The sequence below is a fragment of the Sphingomonas sp. GC_Shp_3 genome, from assembly GCF_026540945.1.
In the GTDB taxonomy this organism is placed as follows: Bacteria; Pseudomonadota; Alphaproteobacteria; order Sphingomonadales; family Sphingomonadaceae; genus Sphingomonas.
In genome coordinates, this window is sequence record NZ_JALNUT010000007.1 from 49,657 (window position 1) to 69,868 (window position 20,212).

Annotated in this window: 21 protein-coding genes and 1 tRNA gene; 11 read left to right on the forward strand and 11 right to left on the reverse strand. The window is 66.4% G+C overall.

The features are described from left to right. Window positions 1–6: 6 nt before the first annotated feature. The 6 genes from OXR00_RS13845 to coxB form a co-directional block, all read right to left on the reverse strand. Entirely contained in the window at window positions 7–921 is a 915-nt protein-coding gene (locus tag OXR00_RS13845; RefSeq protein WP_242148020.1) for a cytochrome c oxidase subunit 3, read from the reverse strand. Window positions 922–955: 34 nt separating this feature from the next. Further along, window positions 956–1,489: a cytochrome c oxidase assembly protein gene (locus OXR00_RS13850; protein WP_267388857.1), complete on the reverse strand. Its 534-nt coding sequence runs from the start codon at window positions 1,487–1,489 to the stop codon at window positions 956–958. Continuing rightward, window positions 1,486–1,620, reverse strand: coding sequence for a hypothetical protein (locus tag OXR00_RS13855; RefSeq protein ID WP_267388858.1), 135 nt, complete (start codon window positions 1,618–1,620; stop codon window positions 1,486–1,488). The genes OXR00_RS13850 and OXR00_RS13855 overlap by 4 nt, the downstream gene beginning before the upstream one ends. Then, window positions 1,620–2,525: a heme o synthase gene (locus OXR00_RS13860; RefSeq protein WP_267388859.1), complete on the reverse strand. Its 906-nt coding sequence runs from the start codon at window positions 2,523–2,525 to the stop codon at window positions 1,620–1,622. Before OXR00_RS13860 ends, OXR00_RS13855 begins: the two co-directional genes overlap by 1 nt. Window positions 2,526–2,603: 78 nt before the next feature. Next, complete coding sequence (gene ctaD, locus OXR00_RS13865; protein ID WP_242148024.1) at window positions 2,604–4,295, reverse strand: cytochrome c oxidase subunit I; 1,692 nt, start codon at window positions 4,293–4,295, stop codon at window positions 2,604–2,606. Window positions 4,296–4,298: 3 nt separating this feature from the next. Next, a complete protein-coding gene (coxB, locus tag OXR00_RS13870) occupies window positions 4,299–5,405 on the reverse strand; it encodes a cytochrome c oxidase subunit II (protein ID WP_267388861.1) in 1,107 nt (368 codons plus the stop codon). Window positions 5,406–5,596: 191 nt separating this feature from the next. On the opposite strand from coxB, the gene pyrE reads away from it, so the two are divergent. The 5 genes from pyrE to OXR00_RS13895 are packed head-to-tail and all read left to right on the forward strand — an operon-like array spanning window position 5,597 to window position 9,353. Next, window positions 5,597–6,181: an orotate phosphoribosyltransferase gene (gene pyrE / locus OXR00_RS13875; RefSeq protein WP_267388862.1), complete on the forward strand. Its 585-nt coding sequence runs from the start codon at window positions 5,597–5,599 to the stop codon at window positions 6,179–6,181. After that, a complete protein-coding gene (locus OXR00_RS13880) occupies window positions 6,178–6,930 on the forward strand; it encodes a pyridoxine 5'-phosphate synthase (protein ID WP_267388863.1) in 753 nt (250 codons plus the stop codon). Before pyrE ends, OXR00_RS13880 begins: the two co-directional genes overlap by 4 nt. A 37-nt stretch (window positions 6,931–6,967) precedes the next feature. Then, window positions 6,968–7,384 (forward strand): holo-ACP synthase, encoded by a 417-nt coding sequence (acpS, locus tag OXR00_RS13885; protein WP_267388864.1) that lies wholly within the window; start codon window positions 6,968–6,970, stop codon window positions 7,382–7,384. Next, window positions 7,381–8,265, forward strand: coding sequence for a signal peptidase I (lepB, locus tag OXR00_RS13890; protein WP_267388866.1), 885 nt, complete (start codon window positions 7,381–7,383; stop codon window positions 8,263–8,265). Before acpS ends, lepB begins: the two co-directional genes overlap by 4 nt. Further along, complete coding sequence (locus OXR00_RS13895; protein ID WP_242148035.1) at window positions 8,262–9,353, forward strand: AI-2E family transporter; 1,092 nt, start codon at window positions 8,262–8,264, stop codon at window positions 9,351–9,353. Before lepB ends, OXR00_RS13895 begins: the two co-directional genes overlap by 4 nt. On the opposite strand, the gene OXR00_RS13900 is transcribed toward OXR00_RS13895, so the two are convergent. Continuing rightward, entirely contained in the window at window positions 9,280–10,443 is a 1,164-nt protein-coding gene (locus OXR00_RS13900; RefSeq protein WP_267388868.1) for a glycosyltransferase, read from the reverse strand. The two genes, OXR00_RS13895 and OXR00_RS13900, sit on opposite strands and share 74 nt — an antisense overlap. A 202-nt stretch (window positions 10,444–10,645) precedes the next feature. Between OXR00_RS13900 and OXR00_RS13905 the strand changes: the two genes are divergently transcribed. From OXR00_RS13905 to OXR00_RS13915, 3 genes are read left to right on the forward strand one after another with little or no spacing between them, the layout of a single operon-like run. After that, entirely contained in the window at window positions 10,646–11,599 is a 954-nt protein-coding gene (locus tag OXR00_RS13905; RefSeq protein WP_242148039.1) for a hypothetical protein, read from the forward strand. Then, entirely contained in the window at window positions 11,586–12,137 is a 552-nt protein-coding gene (locus OXR00_RS13910; protein ID WP_242148041.1) for a DUF2141 domain-containing protein, read from the forward strand. The genes OXR00_RS13905 and OXR00_RS13910 overlap by 14 nt, the downstream gene beginning before the upstream one ends. 6 nt (window positions 12,138–12,143) lie before the next feature. After that, complete coding sequence (locus tag OXR00_RS13915) at window positions 12,144–13,334, forward strand: glycosyltransferase (protein ID WP_267388871.1); 1,191 nt, start codon at window positions 12,144–12,146, stop codon at window positions 13,332–13,334. Here the strand turns inward: OXR00_RS13915 and OXR00_RS13920 are convergent. Then, on the reverse strand, window positions 13,321–14,763 hold the full coding sequence (locus tag OXR00_RS13920; protein WP_267388978.1) for a DUF2029 domain-containing protein: 1,443 nt from the start codon (window positions 14,761–14,763) through the stop codon (window positions 13,321–13,323). The genes OXR00_RS13915 and OXR00_RS13920 overlap by 14 nt on opposite strands. A 222-nt stretch (window positions 14,764–14,985) precedes the next feature. Beyond that, window positions 14,986–15,060 (reverse strand) — tRNA-Thr (locus OXR00_RS13925). Window positions 15,061–15,125: 65 nt separating this feature from the next. Between OXR00_RS13925 and OXR00_RS13930 the strand changes: the two genes are divergently transcribed. Continuing rightward, window positions 15,126–15,278, forward strand: coding sequence for a hypothetical protein (locus tag OXR00_RS13930; protein WP_267388872.1), 153 nt, complete (start codon window positions 15,126–15,128; stop codon window positions 15,276–15,278). 111 nt (window positions 15,279–15,389) lie between these two features. On the opposite strand, the gene OXR00_RS13935 is transcribed toward OXR00_RS13930, so the two are convergent. Then, window positions 15,390–17,186: an aminopeptidase P family protein gene (locus tag OXR00_RS13935; protein WP_267388873.1), complete on the reverse strand. Its 1,797-nt coding sequence runs from the start codon at window positions 17,184–17,186 to the stop codon at window positions 15,390–15,392. A gap of 118 nt (window positions 17,187–17,304) precedes the next feature. Here OXR00_RS13935 and OXR00_RS13940 point away from each other — a divergent pair, with 118 nt between their 5' ends. Then, the gene (locus tag OXR00_RS13940) at window positions 17,305–19,362 is read left to right on the forward strand and encodes a S9 family peptidase (RefSeq protein ID WP_267388874.1); all 2,058 of its coding nucleotides are present in this window, start codon (window positions 17,305–17,307) and stop codon (window positions 19,360–19,362) included. A 108-nt stretch (window positions 19,363–19,470) separates the two neighbouring features. Further along, window positions 19,471–19,836 (forward strand): hypothetical protein, encoded by a 366-nt coding sequence (locus OXR00_RS13945; RefSeq protein WP_267388875.1) that lies wholly within the window; start codon window positions 19,471–19,473, stop codon window positions 19,834–19,836. A 3-nt stretch (window positions 19,837–19,839) separates the two neighbouring features. On the opposite strand, the gene OXR00_RS13950 is transcribed toward OXR00_RS13945, so the two are convergent. Further along, window positions 19,840–20,052 (reverse strand): hypothetical protein, encoded by a 213-nt coding sequence (locus tag OXR00_RS13950; protein WP_267388876.1) that lies wholly within the window; start codon window positions 20,050–20,052, stop codon window positions 19,840–19,842. Between the last annotated feature and the right edge of the window lie 160 nt (window positions 20,053–20,212).

A 20,212-nucleotide genomic window follows, 5' to 3' on the forward strand; every position in this document is an offset into this window, starting at 1 on the left:
TCGCCGTCAGCCCGCGTGAACCGGCGCGCCCCAGCCGCCCCACACGTAGATCGCGGCGAACAGGAACAGCCACACCACGTCGACGAAGTGCCAGTACCACGCCGCCGCCTCGAAGCCGAAATGCTGGCGCGGGGTGAAGTCGCCCCGGTACACGCGCACCAGATTCACGATCAGGAAGATCGTGCCGATCATCACGTGAAAGCCGTGGAACCCGGTCGCCATGAAGAACGACGAGGTGTAGTTGATCCCCTTGAACGGGAATGGCGCGTCGGAATATTCATACGCCTGGATCGAGCTGAAGGTGATGCCGAGCAGGATCGTCAGCCACAGCCCTTTCTTCACGCTGTCGCGATCACCGACGCCAATGAGGCCCCAAAGGCCTTTCAACGCGCCACCACGCTGGTTGTGGATCAGCGCGTGGTGCGACCAGGTAAGCGTCGTGCCCGACAGCAACAGGATCAGCGTGTTGAGCAACGGGAAGCGGAACGCGTCGATCACCTCCATGCCCTTGGGCGGCCATGCCGCATTCGCCGCCGCCGCATCAGTGGCGAGGCTGACGGTGTGGCTAACCGCGTCATAGATCAGCGGCTTGGGGAACAGCGAGAAGTCGAAGAACGCCCAGAACCATCCGACGAAGAACATCACCTCGGAGGCGATGAACAGCACCATGCCGTAGCGCAGATGCAGCTGAACGACGGGGGTATGATCGCCGGCATGTGCTTCGGTCAGAACCTTGCTCCACCACAGGAACATGGTGGCGATGACGAGCGCGACACCAAGGAAGAACACCGCGCCGCCGTAAGCCGCCGAGTGCATCCACATGATGCCTCCGACCGCCATCACGCCACCGGCCATTGCGCCCATGATGGGTGCGATGTCGGGGGGCAGGATATGATATGCGTGGTTCTTCGCGCCGGCCATCTCTCTCATCCCCCGTTTATCGGTTTGTGGTACCCTAGCTCTTCGGTTTGGCGGAATCCACCGGGTAAAACGTATAGCTTAAGGTGATCGTCTGGACGTCGTTCGCGTCCGGATCGGCGAGGATCTTCGGGTCGACGAAGAAGATCACCGGCATCCGCGCGGTCTCGCCGGGTTTGAGCGTCTGCTGGGTGAAGCAGAAGCACTGGATCTTGGTGAAATATTTGCCGACCTGATACGGCGTTACATTGAAGGTTGCGCTGCCGGTGATGGTGTGATCGGTGGTGTTAGTGGCGGTGAAGAACGCCATGTCGCGCGCGCCCACGTCGACTGTGTCGCTGGGCGACTCGGGTGCGAACTTCCACCCCATGTGGGGCGCGACGTTGGTGTCGAAGTCGATGCGGATCTTGTGATCGACCGCGCCCGGCGCGAGCTTGGCACGCTGGGTCGTGCCGTTCAGCCCGGTCGCCTGACAGAACATCCGGTAGAGCGGCACGCTCGCGCTGGCGAGGCCGGTCATGAACACCAGCGGGATCATCGCCAGCAGCGCGGTGCGGATCTTCGGGCTCAATGCGGCATCCCGCCTTTGATCTTGGCGATGGTGATCGCGAACACGAGGACGACGAACGCGCCGAGGATCAGCCCGAGCACCATCGCGCGTTGCCGCTGGCGGGCGCGGATCTCGTCGTCATGTTTGCCCATCAGGCGATCCACTTGTCGGCGACGACCGCGCCGAACACGATGAAGAGGTATAGGATCGACCACGCGAACAGGCGCTTTTCCGGCTTCATCGTGTCGGCTGCGCCCGTGGTGCGCATGGCTACGCGCGCGGCAAGCACGGCAAACACCGTCGTCGCGACGGCTGCGACGACGCCGTAGAACATCCCCGACACCCCAAGCGCCCAAGGCGCGAGCGCGGCGATCGCCATCGGGATCGTGTAGAGACCGATCTGCGTGCGGGTGGTGCGCTCGCCCGCGACCACCGGCAGCATCGGGACGCCGGCGGCGCCGTAATCGCTCTTCATGAACAGCGCGAGCGCCCAGAAATGCGGCGGCGTCCACAGGAACACCAAAGCGAACAGCAGCAGCGGCAACGGCGCGACGCTGCCGGTCGCCGCCGCCCAGCCGATCAGCGGCGGGAACGCACCGGCGGCCCCGCCGATGACGATGTTCTGCGGGGTGCGGCGCTTCAGCCAGACGGTGTAGATCAGCACGTAGAACAGGATCGACACGGTGAGAATCGCGGCGGCGGCGAGGTTGATCGCCAGCCCCATCAGGATCACCGAGAAGCTCGCCAGCCCGACACCAAACTGGAGCGCAGTCTCGCGGTCCATGCGGCCGGCGGGGAGCGGGCGGCGTTCGGTGCGGCGCATCTTGCCGTCGATATCGGACTCATACCATTGGTTGAGCGCCCCCGCCGCACCCGCGCCGAGCGCGATGCACAGGATCGCGGTGAAGCCAAGCACCGGATCGATATGGGTCGGCGCGGCGAGCATCCCGCACAGGCCGGTGAAGACGACGAGTGTCATCACGCGCGGTTTGGTGAGCGCGAGGAAGTCGCGCCAATGGGCGGGCAAGGCTGGCGAAGCGGTGGTTGCGGTGTTCATGATCGACCGGCGCTATACTCGCCTGCCTTGGAAGCGAAAAGGCCGCGACGTGAAACGATCGCGGCCTTTCCGGTCAGCTCAATGATGGCCATCACCGCCATCGATCACCGGCAGCGTCTCGAACTGATGGTACGGCGGGGGGCTCGACAGCGTCCATTCGAGCGTCGTCGCGCCTTCACCCCACGGGCTGTCGCCCGCCGGTTTGCCCGCGAACAACGACCAGATGATGTTGACGAAGAAGAAGATCATCGAGAACGCCATGATCATATAGCCGATCGAGGCGAAGTGGTTCCAATATTCCAGCCCATCGGTGTAATCCGGCACGCGGCGCTGCATGTTCTGCAGCCCGAGGAAATGCATCGGGAAGAACAACATGTTCACCCCGAGGAAGAAGATCCAGTAATGGATCTGACCAAGCACCTCGTTATACATGCGCCCCGACATCTTCGGGAACCAGTAATAGAAGCCGGCGAACAGCGAGAACACCGCGCCGAGCGACAGCACGTAGTGGAAGTGCGCCACCACGTAGTAACTGTCCTGCATGTAATCGTCGATGCCGCCGTTCGCCAGCACCACGCCGGTCACGCCGCCGACGGTGAACATGAAGATAAAGCCGATCGCCCACAGCATTGGCGTCTTGAACGACAGCGACCCGCCCCACATCGTCGCGATCCACGAGAAGATCTTGATGCCGGTCGGCACCGCGATCACCATCGTCGCGGCGGTGAAGTACATCTTGGTGTTCACGCTGAGCCCGGTGGTGAACATATGGTGCGCCCACACCACGAAGCCGACCACGCCGATCGCCACCATCGCATAGGCCATGCCGAGATAGCCGAAGATCGGCTTTTTCGAGAAGGTCGAGATGACGTGGCTGACGATGCCGAAGCCCGGCAGGATCATGATGTAGACTTCGGGGTGGCCGAAGAACCAGAACAGATGCTGGTACAGGATCGGATCGCCGCCGCCGGCGGGATCGAAGAAGGTCGTGCCGAAGTTGCGATCGGTCAGCAGCATCGTGATCGCGGCGGCGAGCACCGGCAGCGACAGCAGCAGCAGGAACGCGGTGACCAGCACCGACCATACGAACAGCGGCATCTTGTGCAGCGTCATGCCCGGCGCGCGCATGTTGAAGATGGTAGTGATGAAGTTGATCGCGCCAAGGATCGACGACGCGCCGGCAAGGTGGAGGGACAGGATCGCCATGTCGACACTCGGCCCTGGCTCGCCATAGGTGGAGAGCGGCGCGTACAGCGTCCAGCCGGTGCCGGCGCCGCCAAAGAACGGCGAGGCGAGCAGCAGCGTGAACGACGGGATCAGCAGCCAGAAGCTGATATTGTTCATGCGCGGGAACGCCATGTCGGGCGCACCGATCATGATCGGCACGAACCAGTTGCCGAACCCGCCGATCATCGCCGGCATCACCATGAAGAACACCATGATGAGGCCGTGCGCGGTGATGAGCACGTTCCACAGGTGGAGCGAATGGTCGAGCCCCTGCTCGCCGCCCGGCAGATAGGCCGCCCATGTCGTCAAATATTGGATGCCGGGATGCGCAAGCTCGGCGCGCATCAGCCCGGAAATGCCGCCGCCGATGATCCCCGCGCAGATCGCGAAGATCAGGTACAGCGTGCCGATATCCTTGTGGTTGGTCGACATGAACCAGCGCGCGAAGAAACCGGGCGTGTGGTGCGCGTCATGGTCGGCATGGCCGTGGCCGTGATCGCCATGCGCCTCGAAGGCGGACGGGTGGAGCGCGGTGTCGGTCATGCCTTATTGTCCCACATTGCCGGCGCCGGCGGGGTTGCCCGTCGCGCCTTGGGTAACGGTCGGTGCCTGCGCCGTCGCGTTCTCGACCGGCGCGGAGGAATTGCCCGCTTCGAACGCAGCGCCGGTTTCCGGGAGCGGCTGCGCGGCGGCGACGACGGCGGCGGGCTTGCCGGTCGGCATCGTGCCGCCCTTCGCCTTCACCCACTGCGCGAAGACGGCGGGCGACACCGCCTCGACGGTGATCGGCATGTAGCCGTGGCGCGCGCCGCACAGTTCCGAACACACGCCGTAATAGACGCCCGGCTTCTCGATAGTGAAGCTCGTCTCGTTGAGGCGCCCGGGCACCGCGTCGAGCTTGATCCAGAACGCGGGGATCGCCCAGCTATGGATCACGTCGTTTGAGGTGGTGATAAGCCGGATCGGCACGCCGTAGGGCAGCACCACGCGATTGTCGGTGGCGAGCAGGCGCGGACCGTCGGCATCGGTGCGGGCACGCTCGCCCTTGCCGACCTGATCCTTCTCTTTGAGCAGGTTGGACGTGATCTCGAACCCGCCGTTGTCAGGATATTGATACGACCAATACCATTGGTTGCCGATCGCCTTCAGCGTCACCGCATTGTCGGGCGCGGGCTTGAACTGGGCCTGCAGCAGGCCGATCGACGGCAACGCGATACAGGCGAGGATGAGCACCGGCAGCGCCGTCCACAACACCTCGATCACGGTATTGTGCGCGGTCTTGGAGGCGACCGGGTGGGCAGCGCGGCGATACCGGATCACCACCCACACCAGCAGCGCCAGCACAAACAGGCAAATGATGGTGATGAGCGGAAACAGGATGACATTGTGGAACCACAAGGCGCGACGCCCATTGGGCGTGACCTGCGGCTGGATCGTCACTTTGCCGTCGACCGGCATGCCGACGCCGGCGGTCGGCAGCATGAGCGGGGCACCGTCGAGCGCGAGCATCGGGTCGGCCTTGGTCGGCACGATCGCGGGTGCGGGGGTGGTTTGCGGCGCGGCGGGCGGGACGATCTGCGCCGAAACGGGGGCTGACCCCGCCACTGCGAGAAACGCCGCGAGCAAGATACTCTTCAAGCGCATGATCCGCATCCCGTATCCTCGCCCCTGTAGCTACGCCGAAATCCTGCTCCGACGTCGGGCGAGATTACGCCCAATTTTCTTGACCTATACGCGGGCGGCTCGCCGCCCTCAAGCACGAAGCCGGGGTTTATTTGACGCACACGTTGCCTAGCCGTGGCGCGGTGCCTAATCAGGCGCATTCTTAACCGGGCCTGCCGCGTATGACCGAAGACCAAGTCCTTGCCGAGTTCCGCGCTGCCGACGCGCTGCTGGAAGGGCATTTCATCCTGTCCTCGGGCCTGCGCAGCCCGCGCTACCTGCAATGCGCGCGCGTGTTGATGGACCCGCGGCGCGGCGCGCGGCTGGCCGAGGCGCTGGTCGCCAGCCTGCCCGACGCGGTGCGCGACAGCATCCAGGCGGTGGTATCGCCGGCGATGGGCGGGGTCATCGCGGGTCACGAGATGGGTCGTGCGCTGGGTGTCGAGGCGATGTTTCTGGAACGGCCCGACGGCGTGTTCGAACTGCGCCGCGGGTTTCGTCTTACCCCCGGCACGCGCGTGCTGATGATGGAGGATGTGGTGACGACCGGCCTCTCCTCGCGCGAGGCGATCGCCGCGATCGGCCGCGCGGGTGGCGAAACGGTGGCGGCGGCATCGCTGGTCGATCGCTCGGGCGGCACCGCCGATCTTGGCGTGCCGTTCTACCCATTGGTCCGGATCGACGTGCCAACCTACGCCGCCGATATGCTGCCGCCCGAACTGGCGGCGATCCCGGCGATCAAGCCCGGCAGCCGGGCGGCGGCATGAGCGACAGCCTCCGCCGCGCCGATGAAGGTCGCCTCCGGCTTGGGGTCAACATCGACCATGTCGCGACCGTGCGGAACGCGCGCGGCGCGGGTTACCCCGATCCGGTGCGCGCCGGTCTGATGGCCGCAGAGGCGGGTGCGGACGGCATCACCGCGCATCTGCGCGAGGACCGCCGCCACATCACCGACGACGATATCGCCCGGCTCGCGGCGGAGCTGACCATCCCGCTCAATTTCGAGATGGCCGCGACCGACGAGATGCGTGCCATTGCGCTGCGCCACCGCCCGCACGCCGCCTGCATCGTGCCCGAAAAACGCGAGGAGCGCACGACCGAAGGTGGGCTGGATGCGGCCGGACAGTTCACCGCGCTGGCCCCGCTGGTGGCGGATCTGCGCGATGCCGGCATCCGCGTATCGCTGTTCATCGAACCGTCCGCCCGGCAGATCGACGCGGCGATCCGTATGGGCGCGCCGGTGGTCGAACTGCACACCGGGCGCTATTGCGAACTGTTCGGCGCGGCGCAGGCGGACGAGCTGCGTCGCCTCACCGATGCTGCTGCGCTTGCCGCCAAGAATGGCATCGAGGTGCATGCCGGCCACGGCCTGACCTATGACAATGTCGCGCCGATCGCGGCGATCCGCCAGGTCCGCGAACTCAATATCGGTCATTTCCTGATCGGCGAGGCAATCTTCATCGGCATCGCGGAAAGCGTCCGGCGGATGCGCGACGCGATGGACGCGGCCCGGTGATCGGCGGGCGGTTCTGCCCGAAACGGGTAGGATTATCATGATTATCGGCCTCGGCTCAGACCTGTGCAATATCGAGCGCATCCAGAACTCGCTCGACCGGTTCGGCGAGCGGTTCGAGAGCCGCGTCTTCACCGATCTCGAACGCGCAAAAGCGGCGCGGCGCCCCTTTACCAAGGCGGGAACGCTCGCCAAGCGCTTCGCCGCCAAGGAGGCTTTTTCCAAGGCGGTCGGAACGGGATTCGGCGCTGGCGTGTTCATGAAAGATATCGGCGTCGTGAATGCGCCTTCGGGCGCGCCGACGCTGGCGCTGACCGGGGGCGCATGGGCGAGGCTTGACGCGATCACCCCCGACGGCCACGCGGCCTCGATACATCTGACGTTGACCGATGATCACCCTTGGGCACAGGCGTTCGTCATCATCGAGGCAGTACCGCTTACAGGAATGCGTGCATGAGTGAGGACGTAGCGTTGGACTCCGGACAGGACCCGGTCGAAACCCAAAACGGGGCCACGCCCAAGCGCCGGACCGACTGGTGGGCGGAAGTGCGTGGCATCTTCTGGCTGATCCTCGCCGTGCTCGGTTTCCACACCTTCATCGCCAAGCCGTTCTACATCCCGTCCGAATCCATGCTGCCCGGGCTCGAGATCGGCGATCAACTCGTGGTGAGCAAGTTCCCGTACGGCTGGTCGTTCATCTCGCCCACCTTCCATCTGCTGCCGTTCATCCACGGCCGGCTGTTCGGCCATATGCCCGAGCGTGGCGACGTCGTGATCGTCACGCCGCCGGGCACCGAGACCGATTACATCAAGCGACTGATCGGCCTGCCTGGCGAGACATTGCAGGTGAAGGGCGGCGTGGTGTTCATCAACGGCGTCGCCATTAAGCGCGGGCCGATCCACGACGTGCTGATCCCGGTCGACGCCAACACCAAGTGCAGCCCGGACGTCTATCCCGGCGCGCTGGAGACGGGTACGGACGGCAAGATGTACTGCCGCCTGCCGCTTGTCACCGAGACGTTGCCCAACGGCCGCCATTACGACACGGTCGAGCTGGGCTATAGCCGCGGCGACGATTACGGCCCGGTCAAGATCCCGGCCAATCACGTCTTCCTGATGGGCGACAACCGCGATCGCAGCTCGGACAGCCGCTTCCCGCTCGCAGCCCCGGATTTCGGCCTCGGCGGGCCGGTGCCGTGGGAATATCTCGGCGGACGCGCGGAGTTCATCACCTTCTCCAAGAGCGGTAACGGCACCTGGAATCCGCTGACCTGGGGCCAGTCGTTCCGCGGCGGCCGCGCCGGCACCTCCCTCCATCCCGCACGGAACCCGCAATGACCGATCACGCCGCCGACGTTCCGTTCGAGATTTCCTCCGAACCCGGCCCGAACGAAATGCGTGACCCGATGGTGCGCAAGGAGATGAAGAAGGCCGCCGTCTGGCTTGGCATGGCCGGCGCGATCGCGTTGGTCGTTCTGCTGATCCAGCCGTTGCTGATTATCTTTGGCGGGCTCGTGTTCGCGGCAATGCTCGACGGCGGGGTGCGGCTGCTCGGCAAGGTGCTGCCGATCCCGCGCATCTGGCGGCTGGTGATCGTGGTGCTGCTCGTCGTGGTGTTCGTGATCGGCACTGCGTATCTTACCGGCGTGCAGGTGGCGGCGCAGTTCGAGCAGTTGCGCGCGACCCTGATGGCGCAGGCGATGCGTCTGATGGCGTGGCTGTCGAGCCTTGGCGTGATGCCGGGACAGTCGGACATCAACAGCATGATCCAGCAGGCGCTGGGCTCGTTCGGCAAGATCACGTCCTACGTCGGAACCGCGCTCGGGGCGCTCACCAGCCTCGTGATGATCCTGGTGATCGGGCTGTTCATCGCGATGGAGCCGCGCCTGTACGAAGCCGGCCTGCAATGGATGTTGCCGACCGATTCACGCCGCGAATTCGCCATCACGATCGAGCGCATGTCCAAGACGCTGCGCAGCCTGCTCGCCGGGCGGTTGCTCGGCATGGCGCTGGAAGGCGTGATGACCGGCGTCGCGCTGATGTTCGCCGGCGTGCCGATGGCGCTGGTGCTCGGCATCATCACCGGCACGCTCGCCTTCATCCCCAACATCGGCGCGATCGTGTCCGGGCTGATGATGATCGCGGTCGGGTTCAGTGCTGGCGTTCACACCGGCGTGCTGGCGATCATCATCTACTGCGTGATCCAGACGTTCGACGGCTACGTCGTCATCCCGATGGTCGCGCGCAAGACGGTCGACCTGCCGCCGGCGCTCACGTTGTCGGCGCAGATCCTGACCGGCACGCTGTTCGGGGTGATGGGCCTTGCGCTCGCGGATCCGATGACGGCGATGATCAAGGTCGCGCTGGAACGCAACTCGGAGCGAGCCGCGAAGCGGGACGCGAGCGACGCGGCGCCTGCCGCCTGACGCGACGCGCCAGCACGACCTGATCGAACAGGTCGAGATACGCGGCGGCAGAGTCCGCGCCGGGCGGCGGCACCGGCGCCGGGCGTGGCTGCTGCGGGGCAAGCCAATGATCGAGCGCGGCAACGAGACCCGCACTATCGTCGGGCGCGACCACCGACCCTAACGCGGGCGATGCGACGATCTCGCGCACGGCCACGCTCGAATCGGTGGAAACGACCGGCGTGCCGACCGCCAGCGCCTCGCGCAGCACGCCCGGCACGCCCTCGAAGTCGGAGGTCAGCGCAAGAGCGGTGGCCCGCTCGATCGCGAACGTCGGATCGGCGACATGGCCGGGCATCGTCACCCGACCGCCGAGGCCGAGTGCCGCGACCTGCGCCTCTAACGCACCGCGTTCCGCACCCTCGCCAAGGATCATCAGGCTTGCGTCACGATCGGCCAGTCGCGCGAAGGATGCGATCAGGCGGTCCCACCGTTTCTGCGGCGCAAGCCGGCCGACGCCGAGCAGGAAACGCCCGGTCGGTAGCGGCAACGTCATTGCCGGCCCGTCCGCGCGGCGCACCGGCGGATTTGCGATCACGCTCATCTGCGACGGGTCGATACCGGTGGTGCGGATCGCTTCGTCTCGCATCGCCGGCGTCATCGCGACGAGATGATCGACGAAATGACGATGCCAGTTGAGCCACACCCGGTATGCCGGCGACAACAGCCAACCCTGATCGCGGCGGTCGAGCGCGTTTGAGACCTTGGCCACGATCGGCGGGCACGCCGCACCCAGCCGCAAGCGGATCCAGGCGGCGACGGCGGTGTAGTGATTGCCCGGACAGAAGATCAGATCGGGGGCGATCTGCTCGACGATCTCGGCGACGCAGACCATCCCGGTATATCGCGCGTCGCCCAGCACGATGACGTCGATGCCGCGCGGCAGCTCGTCCGCGAGCGGGCCGCTGATGTCGCCAACCACCAAGGTGACGCGCCGACCAAGCGCGATCCAGCCGCGCATCAGCCGCATCAACGCATGTTCGACCCCGCCACCGTTCAACGTCTGCGCATATGCCAGAATGTGTGCTGAAGGCGCGCGCGGGCTGAGCATAAGCTGATCCGTAACCAACGATTGTCGCAAAAGTTTCGCAGGCGAGATGGAAATCGTTGCACTGCGATATCGTTGGAACTAGACAGTAATGTGGCACGATGTGACGACTTCGTGTTCTCCGTTCCGGTTTGCCGAGCGCACAATATCCAGCTAAGCGCCGCCGGGTGCTCGACGCGATCGAGCGGTTACGGACGATCCCACGGTGGACAAATTTCGCTCCGGGGCAGCGGCATCGACACGTGCTGTCGATGCTCCGGCATCCCTCGCTCCCGATCTTGCCGGTCTCGAGCCGGTGCAGACCTTTAAACGGCGCTGGCCGTCCTATCTCGGTGCCGCGCTGACGATCGTTATGGTCGCGCTGCTCGCGCGGCAGTTGCTGTCCACCGGCCTTGCCGGCCTTGCTCATGCCTTTCCGACGAGCCCGTGGTTCTACGTGTTCTTCCTGCTGCTGTATTTCTCGCCGGTCACCGGCGACTATGTCATCTTCCGGAAACTGTGGAAAATCCCGCCGGAAGGTTTCATCGCGCTGGCGAAGAAGCGGATCGCCAACGACATGCTCAACTACTCCGGCGAGGCATATTTCTATGCTTGGGCGCGGCAACGCACGTCGCTGGTGGCGGCGCCGTTCGGGGCGGTGAAGGACGTCAGCATCCTCTCCGCGATCGCGGGCAATGCGGTGACGTTCGGCATCACCGTACTTGCGCTCTCCCTGTATCTCGGTCTGCTCACGCATCACCAGCAACAGATCGCGATCTGGTCCAGCGTCATCGTGTTCCTGATGTCGGTACCGTTCCTGATCTTCTCGAAACGGGTTTTCTCGCTTGATCGCCACACCTTGTGGTGGATCTTCGGCGTGCATCTGGTGCGGTTGATCGCGGGTTCGGTGCTGGTCGCGCTGACCTGGCATTTCGGGATGCCGACTCAGACGGTCGGCATGTGGCTGCTCCTCGCCGCGCTCCGGATGATCGTATCGCGGCTGCCGCTGGTGCCAAACAAAGACCTTTTTTTCGCCTTATCCACTCCTTTGATCGGTCAGAGTGATGATGTGAGAAACCTCATCGCCTTGACCGCGGGCCTCACGCTCGTCGTCCATGTGGTGCTGGTCGCGCTGTTCAGCCTGCATGGGCTGCTGAGGAAAAGAAATGCGGTTTCCTAGTCTCGCGGCGCTTGCCGCCACTCCCCTTGCGATCTTTGGCGTCGCGATCCTCGTCACGCCGGCGGTGGCGCAGGCCGGCGTGCTGGGCAGCGACAGCGCCGCCTGCATGAGCGGCGGCGGGCCGGCGATCCGCGTCAACGTCGATGGCCTGAAGGACCGGGCGGGCGAGCTGAAGCTTGAACTCTACCCCGCCAATGACGCCGATTTCCTGAAGGACGACCGCGACCTCATCAAGGAAGGCAAGTTCTTCCGCCGCGTGCGGGTGCCGACCCCGGCGACCGGTCCGATCTCGCTGTGCATCAAGGCGCCGACGCCCGGGCGCTACGCCTTGCTGTTCACGCACAACCGCGACGGCAAGAACAAGTTCAACTTCTGGTCCGACGGCGCGGGCTTCCCCAGCAACGAGCGGCTCGGCCGCTCGCGCCCCAAGCTCGAAATGGCGACGATCAACGTGCCCGAAGGGGTGGTCACCACCGACATTCACGCTCAGTATCTGCGCGGGCTGGGCGGCTTCGCACCGGCACCCAAGGGGAGCTGAGCCGCGATGCGAATCGTCGACGTCAACGAGTTCTACTCACCGACGGGCGGCGGCGTCCGCACCTATATCGACCGCAAGATGGGTGCGATGTCCGACCTCGGCCACGAACTGATCGTGATCGCGCCGGGCCGCGAAAATGCGATTGAGGAACGTCCCGGCGGGGGGCGGATCATCTACCTCAAGGCCGGGCGGCTGCCGTTCGACCACAATTACGGGCTGTTCTGGGATCCCGCGCCGATCACGCACGCGCTCGACCGGTTGCAGCCCGACCTGGTCGAGACATCCTCGCCGTGGCGGCCGCCGTGGGTGGTCGGCCAGTGGCAGAGTGACGCGGTCAAGACGTTCTTCATGCACAACGACAATGTCTCGGCCTACGCGCTGCGCTGGTTCGAGAACCTCGCGCCGACCGAGCGGATCGAGCGCGCGTTCCTGTGGTACAGCCGCTACATGGACAAGTTCCTCGGCGCGTTCGATGCGGTCGTCACCAATGGCCCGGCGCTCGAGAAACGGTTGACCGCACGTGGCGTGCGGATCGACGCGTCGATGCCGCTGGGGATCGAGCGTGGCCATTTCTCGCCCGATCTGCGTGACGAGCGGCTGCGTGTCGCTTTGCTGGCGCAGTGCGGATTGCCGCCGCACGGGCATCTGCTGCTCGGGCTCGGGCGGCATCACCCGGAGAAGCGCTGGCGGCTGGTGATCGACGCGGTCGAGCGTGCCGGTGCGGGGCTGCCGGTCGGGCTGATCCTGCTCGGCGCGGGCGTGGAGACGCAGAAGATCGAAAAGCGCGTCGCGGGCAGCCCGCACATCCGCATGTTCAGACCCGTCTACGACCGCGAGCGGCTGGCGCGGATCATGGCAAGCTGCGATGCGCTGATCCACGGGTCCGAAGCCGAGCCGTTCGGGCTGGTCGCATCGGAGGCGGTGGCGGCGGGCCTGCCGCTGATCGTGCCGGATACCGGCGGCTGCGCGGAGGTGGCCGATCCGCTGTCGTCCGAACTCTACACCGCGCGTGATGCCGGTGCGGCGGCGCTGGCGATCGCCCGGCTGTTCGCGCGTGACCAGCCGATGCTGCGGCGCGTGGCGCGGGTGGCAGCCGGCAAGGTACGCAGCGACCGCGAGCATACCGTCGACCTGATGAATTACTACGAGGGTCTGGTGCGCGCCAAGCGTGACGGCAAGCGGCTCAACGCGGCCTGACGTAAAGGCGGAAGCGACCACCGGGCACCGCTCGCGCACGGTAGCCGTGGCCCTGTGCCCACGCCTCCAGCGGGCGCTCCAGCGCCGGGTCGCCGCTCGTCCATTCGCCTTCCCCGCCCAGCAGGATCGCCGCCGGCGCGCCGAGTGTGACGAGGCGATCACCGGACACCGCGTGCAGCGCCGGCTCCTGCGCGGGCGTGAGCAGCGCGTGGCTGCGGAAGTAGAACGGCCCGGCGGCGAAACGCGGGTCCACCGCGCGGGCGGCGGCCGGCAGGAACTGCGGCGACAGTGTTACGACCGCCCCGGTGCTGCCGGCGTGATCGAGCGCCGCGCGAATCGCGAGCGACTGGCGCATCGCTTCGACCATCGGCACGCCGCGCACCAGCCCCGCCAGCGCGACGAGGCTCGGCGCGAGGCCGGCGATGACGAACACCGCCGCCAGCCGCTTCGCGGTCCGCCCCGGCGGGTGCACCTCCAGCGCCATCGCCGCCCGCACGAACACCACCGGCAGCACCGGTGCGAGATATTGCCGCCAAGTCGGCGCGGGCATCAGCGCACCGACGAAGGCGGCGACCACCAACAGGTCGAGCAGCACCCGTACGGGATCACGCCGCCGGTCGCGCAGCACCGTGACGATCGCCAGCAGCGCCGGGCCGAGCGCGAGGAACTTGAGCGTGTCGAGCAGCTTGGCGAACCACCCCAGCTTCCACGCACGCGCGCCGCCGAGATAATATTCCACCGGCGCGCGGGTCGGAAAGCCGAGCACACCGAACAGGAACGCAGGCGGATCGGCGACGTAGAACCCGGCGACCAGCGCCGCCACGGGCGCCGCACCCGCCGCCACCAGCGCTGGCCGGTGCCGCCGGTCGACCAGCGCGAGCGCGCCATAGCCCAGCGCAGGCACCGCATAGGACACTTTCGCCGCCGCCGCCGCCGCGAGCAGAAACCCGGCGAGCAGCGCCGACCCGGTGGTCGTGCGCCCCAGGCTTCCGCGCACCAGCGCCGGCAGCGCCAGAGCGAACAGCGCGAGCGGCAGCGCGTCGTTGCGGGCGGTGCCGATGCTGAACAGCAGGATGTCACAGCACGCGAACAGCCCCGTTGCGCTGGCGGCGGCACGCTCCCCCGCCCCTGCGGCGCGGGCTGCGCGGTACACGCCGGCGAGCGCGAGGACGCCGAGCAGCGCGTTGACGAGACGCAGCGCCGGCCATGCCCACATGCCCGCCGCCCAGGCCAGCGGTGCGAACAGCAGCGGCTGAAGCGGCGCCTGTAGATAGAGGTAATCGAGATACGGCAGGTGGCCGCGCGCGGTCAGCGTGGCGGCGGCGACATACTGGCTCTCGTCATGATCGAGCGGGCGCAGCAGCGCGAGCGCGCAGAACAGGACGGCCAGCCCGAACCACACCGGGGCACCACGCAGGGAGAGCTTCATCACAGATCCGGCCTTACCCCGTGACCGCGGCGAAACAACGGCGATGGCACGGGAGATCGCGACATGCCTCCCGGCGCTGCCGCGCGCCTGATCGGGGTGCGACAGGAGGTGGGCAGATGAAAGGCCGCGACTGCGTGAACACGCGTCGCACCGGCCCAGCCGCCGCAGCGATCACCCGCACTTACGCGGCGTTCGCCTGATCCGCCTCGAACGCGGAAAAAATGGTGCTGCCGGTGAGGATTGAACTCACGACCTCAGCCTTACCAAGGATGCGCTCTACCACTGAGCTACGGCAGCATTTCCGGTTATCGCGGAAGCGGCGTAAGAGACGAGGCGGACCGGATTGTCAAGGCTGTAAGCGAATGAACGACAAGGAAACACGCGAGGAGCGGCTGGCGGCGGCGCTGCGCGAGAACCTGCGGCGCAGGAAGGCGCGGGCGCGGGGCGAGGCTGATGCGGCAAGCACGGCGCAAGCCGCCTCCACGTCGCCCGACACACAAGGGGTGCCGGATTGAGGGCGCCGCCCGCGATTGGTCCGTGTCGTGCGCAGTCGCGGCGCATGCTACCAGCACTGCGCCCGCGATCTCGACCGCGATCGACACCAACGAACAGGCGCTACGCCCTCGCTACGCGATCGGCGCGCACTTTGCGGCGAGCCACATCCGCTCCGCATCGTCCATCTGCGGTCCGAGCAGCCCGAGCACCTGCGCATGATAGGCGTCGAGCCACGCCCGCTCGGGCGGGGTGAGCATGTCCGCGACGATCAGCGAGCGTTCGATCGGCACGAAGGTCAACGTCTCGAAGCCGAGCATCGCCTGCTCGGCGCCGGCGATCCCGCGCGACTCGACCAGGATGAGGTTCTCGATGCGGATGCCGTATTCGCCGGCTTTGTAATAGCCGGGTTCGTTGGACAGGATCATGCCTGTACGCAGCGGCTCGGACGGGCCGCCGCCGGGATAGAACGGCTGAGCGATGCGCTGCGGCCCTTCATGCACCGACAGATACGCGCCGACGCCGTGGCCGGTGCCATGCCCATAGTCCAGCCCAGCCTCCCACAACGGGCGCCTCGCGAAGCCATCGAGCTGGCCGCCGGTGGTCCCGGTCGGGAAGACCGCCGTCGCCAATGCGATGTGGCCGCGCAGTACGCGGGTGAAGCGGTCGCGCATCTCCTCGCTCGGCGTGCCGACCGGGATAACGCGGGTCACATCGGTGGTGCCGTCGCGGTACTGGCCCCCGGAATCGACGAGGTAGAGCTGGCCCGGCAGGATCGCGGCGTTCGACTCCTCGGTCACCTTGTAATGTGGACTGGCGCCATGGGCGCCGGTGGCGGAAATGGTGTCGAAGGAACTGTCGAGCCATACACCGGTCGCTTCGCGGAACGCCTGTAGCTTGGCGGCGGCGGAGAGTTCGGTCTCGCCGCCAGCCGGCAGCGTGGTCTCCGCCCAGCGCAGGAAGCGCGCGAGCGCGGCGCCGTCACGCGCGGAGGCGGCACGGTGGCCGGCGATCTCGGCGGGGTTCTTGATCGCCTTGGCAAGGACGGTGGGATCGCGCAGCGGCAACACGCTTGCCCCGCCGCCTTCGAGCACGTCGAAGATCGCGGCGACCGCGCGTTCGGGATCGGCGGCGACGCGCTTGCCGGAGAAACTGCCGAGCGCGGCAGCGAACTCCGCGCGGTCGCGCACCCGCACCGCATTGCCGAGATGTTGGCGGACGGCATCGTCGACCTTCTCAGGCGCGACGAACAGCTCGGCAGTGCCGTCGGCATCGATGATCGCGTAAGCCAGCGCGACGGGCGTATGCGCGACATCGGTGCCGCGCACGTTGAGGACCCAGGCGATCGAATCGAGCGCGGTCAGCACCACCGCGTCGGCCTTGCGCGTCGTCAGCCAGTCGGCGACCGCCCCACGTTTTTCCGCCGAGGAGGCACCGGCGGTGGTATCGTCCTGCACGGCCAGCCGCGCGCGTGAGGGGGCGGGTCGATCGGACCACACCGCGTCGATCGGATTGGTGTCAACCGGCACCAGAGTCGCGCCGCGCTCGGCGAGTGCACGCGACGCTTCGGCCACCCATGCGCGGGTGTGCAGCCACGGATCATAGCCGATCCGCCCGCCCTGCCCCGCGTTGGCACCCAGCCACGCCGACACACTGGTGGCGGGCACGGCGACATACTGCCAGTCGTCGGCCGAAACCTGTTCGCGCACCTGGAGCGTATAGCGGCCATCGGTGAAGACCGCCGCCACTTCCGGCAGCACCACCGCCGTGCCGGCCGAGCCCTGGAAGCCGGTCAGCCAGGCGAGGCGCTGCGCGTACGCGCCGACATATTCGCTCATATGCTCGTCGGTGAGCGGCACGACGAAGCCGTCGAGCGGCACGCCGGCGAGGTGTTCGCGAAGCGCGGCGAGACGGGCGGAGTAGGTCGACATGCGGGATCCTTGGCGGGCGATCGGAGAAGGTCGGCCACTGTATCGGCGCTGGCACGCGCACGCGAGGGGTTTCGCCCGGGCATTGCCGCCGCCGTCGACGCACCCTAGGTCTGCGGACATGACCGATATTGCACCGCCGATTGCCGAACGCCGCCCGCACAGCTTCACGCGCCACGGCATCACCGTTGAGGATCCCTATGCCTGGCTGAAGGACCCGAACTACCCAGACGTGACCGACCCGGACGTGCTGGCGTACCTCGAAGCCGAGAACAGCTATTTCGAGGCGTTGATGGCGCCGCGCAAAGCCCTGGTCGACCGGCTGTATGCGGAGATGAAGGGCCGCATCAAGGAAGACGAATCGTCGGTGCCGCAGAAGGATGGCGACTGGCTGTACTGGACTGCGTTCGAAACCGGCGGCGAATATCGCCAATGGTGGCGCAAGCCGGTGGCGGGCGGGGAGGACCAGTTGATGCTGGACGAGCCGGCGCTGGCGGCGGGCAAGGAATATTTCCGGCTCGGTACGCTGTCGGTGAGCAACGATGGCAAACTGCTCGCCTATGCGATCGACGATAACGGCTCGGAGCGGTTCGAGCTGCGCGTCAAGAACCTCGAAACCGGCGAGCATCTCGCGGATGTGATCCCCGGCACGCTGTCCGAGATCGTGTGGACGGCGGACGACAAAGGCTTCCTCTACGGCCTCGCCAACGAACAGTGGCGCACCGACAACGCCCGGCTGCACTGGCTGGGCAGCGACCCCAAGGACGATGTGGAGCTGTTCCGCGAGGCGGACGAGGGCTACCGCGTCGGCATTTCAGAGACGAGCGCGCGCAACTGGATCATCATCGCTACCGGCGATCATGTCACCAGCGAAGTGTATCTGCTGCCCGCGAACGATCCGCTCGCCAAGCCGCTGCTGGTGTCGGCGCGGCAGCCGGGCCGCGAGTATTACGTGGACGAGCATGACGGTACTTTGTTCATCCACACCAACGACATCGATCCGATGTGGCGGCTGTGCACCGCGCAGACCAACGCGCCGGGCGAGTGGTCCGAGCGGATCGCACCCTCCGCGCATTTCTACATGACCGGCGTGTCGTGCTTCCGCGACTTCTTCATCGTCGACGGGCGTGAGGACGGGTTGGATCAGGTCGAGATCCACCGCTACGAGGGTGGCGCTCCCCAGCGCATCAAGTTCCCGGAGGCGAGCTATGACGCGGGCCTCGGCGACAATCCCGAATATGCGATGGACGTGCTCCGCTTGGGGTACGAATCGATGGTCACGCCGGGCACCGCCTATGACTATGACGTCGCCACCGGTGAAATGACCGTGCTGAAGGTGCAGGAGATCCCGTCCGGCTATGACGCGGATGGCTATCGCACCGAACGGCTCAAGATTACCGCGCGCGACGGCACAGAGGTGCCGGTGTCGATCGTCTACCCCAAGGATTTCGTGAAGGACGGCTCCGCGCCGCTCTACCTCTACTCCTACGGCGCCTATGGCCACGCCATTCCGCCGGGCTTCTCGACAGGGCGGCTATCGCTGCTCGATCGCGGCTTCGCCTATGCGATCGCGCATATTCGCGGCGGCGACGATCTCGGCCAGCAATGGTATCACGACGGCAAGCTCGAAAAGCGTACCAACACGTTCAACGATTTCGTCGACGTGGCGAAGGGGCTGATCGCGGGGGGGTGGACCAGCGCGGGCAGAATCGCGATCGCGGGCCGCTCGGCGGGTGGCGAGCTGATGGGCGCGGTGGTCAACTCCGATCCCGACTTATGGGGCGCGGTGATCGCCGACGTGCCGTTCGTCGACGTGCTCAACACCATGCTCGACGCCGAGTTGCCGCTGACGCCGGGCGAATGGCCGGAGTGGGGCAACCCGATCGAGGACAAGGCGGCGTTCGAGCTGATCCGGTCGTACTCGCCCTACGATCAGGTGAAGGCGCAGGCCTATCCGCCGTTGTTCATCAGCGGCGGCCTCAACGATCCGCGCGTGACCTATTGGGAGCCGGCGAAATGGGCGGCCAAGCTGCGCGCCACCAAGACCGACGACAATGTTCTGTTCCTCAAGACCAACATGGGCGCGGGGCATGGCGGCAAGTCCGGCCGGTTCGAATCGCTGCGTGAGGCGGCGGAGGAACATGCCTTTGTGTTGTGGCAGTTGGGGATCGAGGAATAGACCAGTCTCGCCCTTCCGCTGCGGATCGCACCAGGAAAGGTGGATAAAGTCTCGCCTAGCAAGACGTAGGGACTTGCACCGAATCGCGCCTCGTGCGTTGGGGCGCGCATGGCAAAGTCCGCAACCGACCTGATGCAGGATATCCTCGTCGCCGCGACGCTCGATGCGTTCATGGCGCTCAAGAAATCGTCGGGCGGGCTGCCCAACGCGCTGGTGCGCGATCTCAACGCGGTGCACGCCAACACCACCCTCGCCGATCTGCCGGCCGAGGTGCAGTCGGCGATCACCGCGAGCGTGCGCGATGCGTTCTCGCGGTTGTTGAAGGAGGGCTACACCGTCGCGCCGAGTCGCGGCACCACGCCGCCGCCTGCGCCGCGCAGCCCGACGCCGCCGCCGCGCCCGCGCTCGAAATCCGGGCCGCCCACCGTCGAGACGCGCCGGCCGCGCGCGCCGATCAAGCCGAAAGCGCGCTGAACCTCAATTGCCCATCGCGTTGGCGAGCGTGGCGAGATCGACACTGTTGACCGGCATGCCGTTCGCATCGGCTTGTGTGCTGGGGTCGCTCGCGTTCGAGGCGGCGACCGCATCGTGGCGCGGCGCGACACCGACGAAATCCACCGCCGTCCACAGGATGCCGCCCGCCCAGAGCAACGCCGCCCAGCGGCTGCGGAAGAGTTTGGCATATGGCATGCCGCCGGGATTAGCGCCGGTCGGTCAAGCAAGGATTGGCGGAACTGGTTAACGCCGCAGCGCGCTTTCGCCAGCTCACCGTCCGCTGCGTTACCCAAAAACCACATGCCGCTGGCGTGTCGCGCTTAAGCCTTTGTGTCGCCCGCCACGCTGGGCTATC

What these genes read in the sequence shown, in the direction of transcription:
- ctaD (WP_242148024.1), bottom strand. Translation starts at nt 4,295, where the DNA reads ATGACCGACACCGCGCTCCACCCGTCCGCCTTCGAGGCGCATGGCGAT.
- lepB (WP_267388866.1), top strand. Translation starts at nt 7,381, where the DNA reads ATGAGTGAGGACGTAGCGTTGGACTCCGGACAGGACCCGGTCGAAACC.
- OXR00_RS13900 (WP_267388868.1), bottom strand. Translation starts at nt 10,443, where the DNA reads ATGCTCAGCCCGCGCGCGCCTTCAGCACACATTCTGGCATATGCGCAG.
- acpS (WP_267388864.1), top strand. Translation starts at nt 6,968, where the DNA reads ATGATTATCGGCCTCGGCTCAGACCTGTGCAATATCGAGCGCATCCAG.
- coxB (WP_267388861.1), bottom strand. Translation starts at nt 5,405, where the DNA reads ATGCGGATCATGCGCTTGAAGAGTATCTTGCTCGCGGCGTTTCTCGCA.
- OXR00_RS13880 (WP_267388863.1), top strand. Translation starts at nt 6,178, where the DNA reads ATGAGCGACAGCCTCCGCCGCGCCGATGAAGGTCGCCTCCGGCTTGGG.
- OXR00_RS13855 (WP_267388858.1), bottom strand. Translation starts at nt 1,620, where the DNA reads ATGGGCAAACATGACGACGAGATCCGCGCCCGCCAGCGGCAACGCGCG.
- OXR00_RS13860 (WP_267388859.1), bottom strand. Translation starts at nt 2,525, where the DNA reads ATGAACACCGCAACCACCGCTTCGCCAGCCTTGCCCGCCCATTGGCGC.
- OXR00_RS13930 (WP_267388872.1), top strand. Translation starts at nt 15,126, where the DNA reads ATGAACGACAAGGAAACACGCGAGGAGCGGCTGGCGGCGGCGCTGCGC.
- OXR00_RS13935 (WP_267388873.1), bottom strand. Translation starts at nt 17,186, where the DNA reads ATGTCGACCTACTCCGCCCGTCTCGCCGCGCTTCGCGAACACCTCGCC.
- OXR00_RS13950 (WP_267388876.1), bottom strand. Translation starts at nt 20,052, where the DNA reads ATGCCATATGCCAAACTCTTCCGCAGCCGCTGGGCGGCGTTGCTCTGG.
- OXR00_RS13920 (WP_267388978.1), bottom strand. Translation starts at nt 14,763, where the DNA reads ATGAAGCTCTCCCTGCGTGGTGCCCCGGTGTGGTTCGGGCTGGCCGTC.
- OXR00_RS13915 (WP_267388871.1), top strand. Translation starts at nt 12,144, where the DNA reads ATGCGAATCGTCGACGTCAACGAGTTCTACTCACCGACGGGCGGCGGC.
- pyrE (WP_267388862.1), top strand. Translation starts at nt 5,597, where the DNA reads ATGACCGAAGACCAAGTCCTTGCCGAGTTCCGCGCTGCCGACGCGCTG.
- OXR00_RS13945 (WP_267388875.1), top strand. Translation starts at nt 19,471, where the DNA reads ATGGCAAAGTCCGCAACCGACCTGATGCAGGATATCCTCGTCGCCGCG.
- OXR00_RS13910 (WP_242148041.1), top strand. Translation starts at nt 11,586, where the DNA reads ATGCGGTTTCCTAGTCTCGCGGCGCTTGCCGCCACTCCCCTTGCGATC.
- OXR00_RS13895 (WP_242148035.1), top strand. Translation starts at nt 8,262, where the DNA reads ATGACCGATCACGCCGCCGACGTTCCGTTCGAGATTTCCTCCGAACCC.
- OXR00_RS13845 (WP_242148020.1), bottom strand. Translation starts at nt 921, where the DNA reads ATGGCCGGCGCGAAGAACCACGCATATCATATCCTGCCCCCCGACATC.
- OXR00_RS13940 (WP_267388874.1), top strand. Translation starts at nt 17,305, where the DNA reads ATGACCGATATTGCACCGCCGATTGCCGAACGCCGCCCGCACAGCTTC.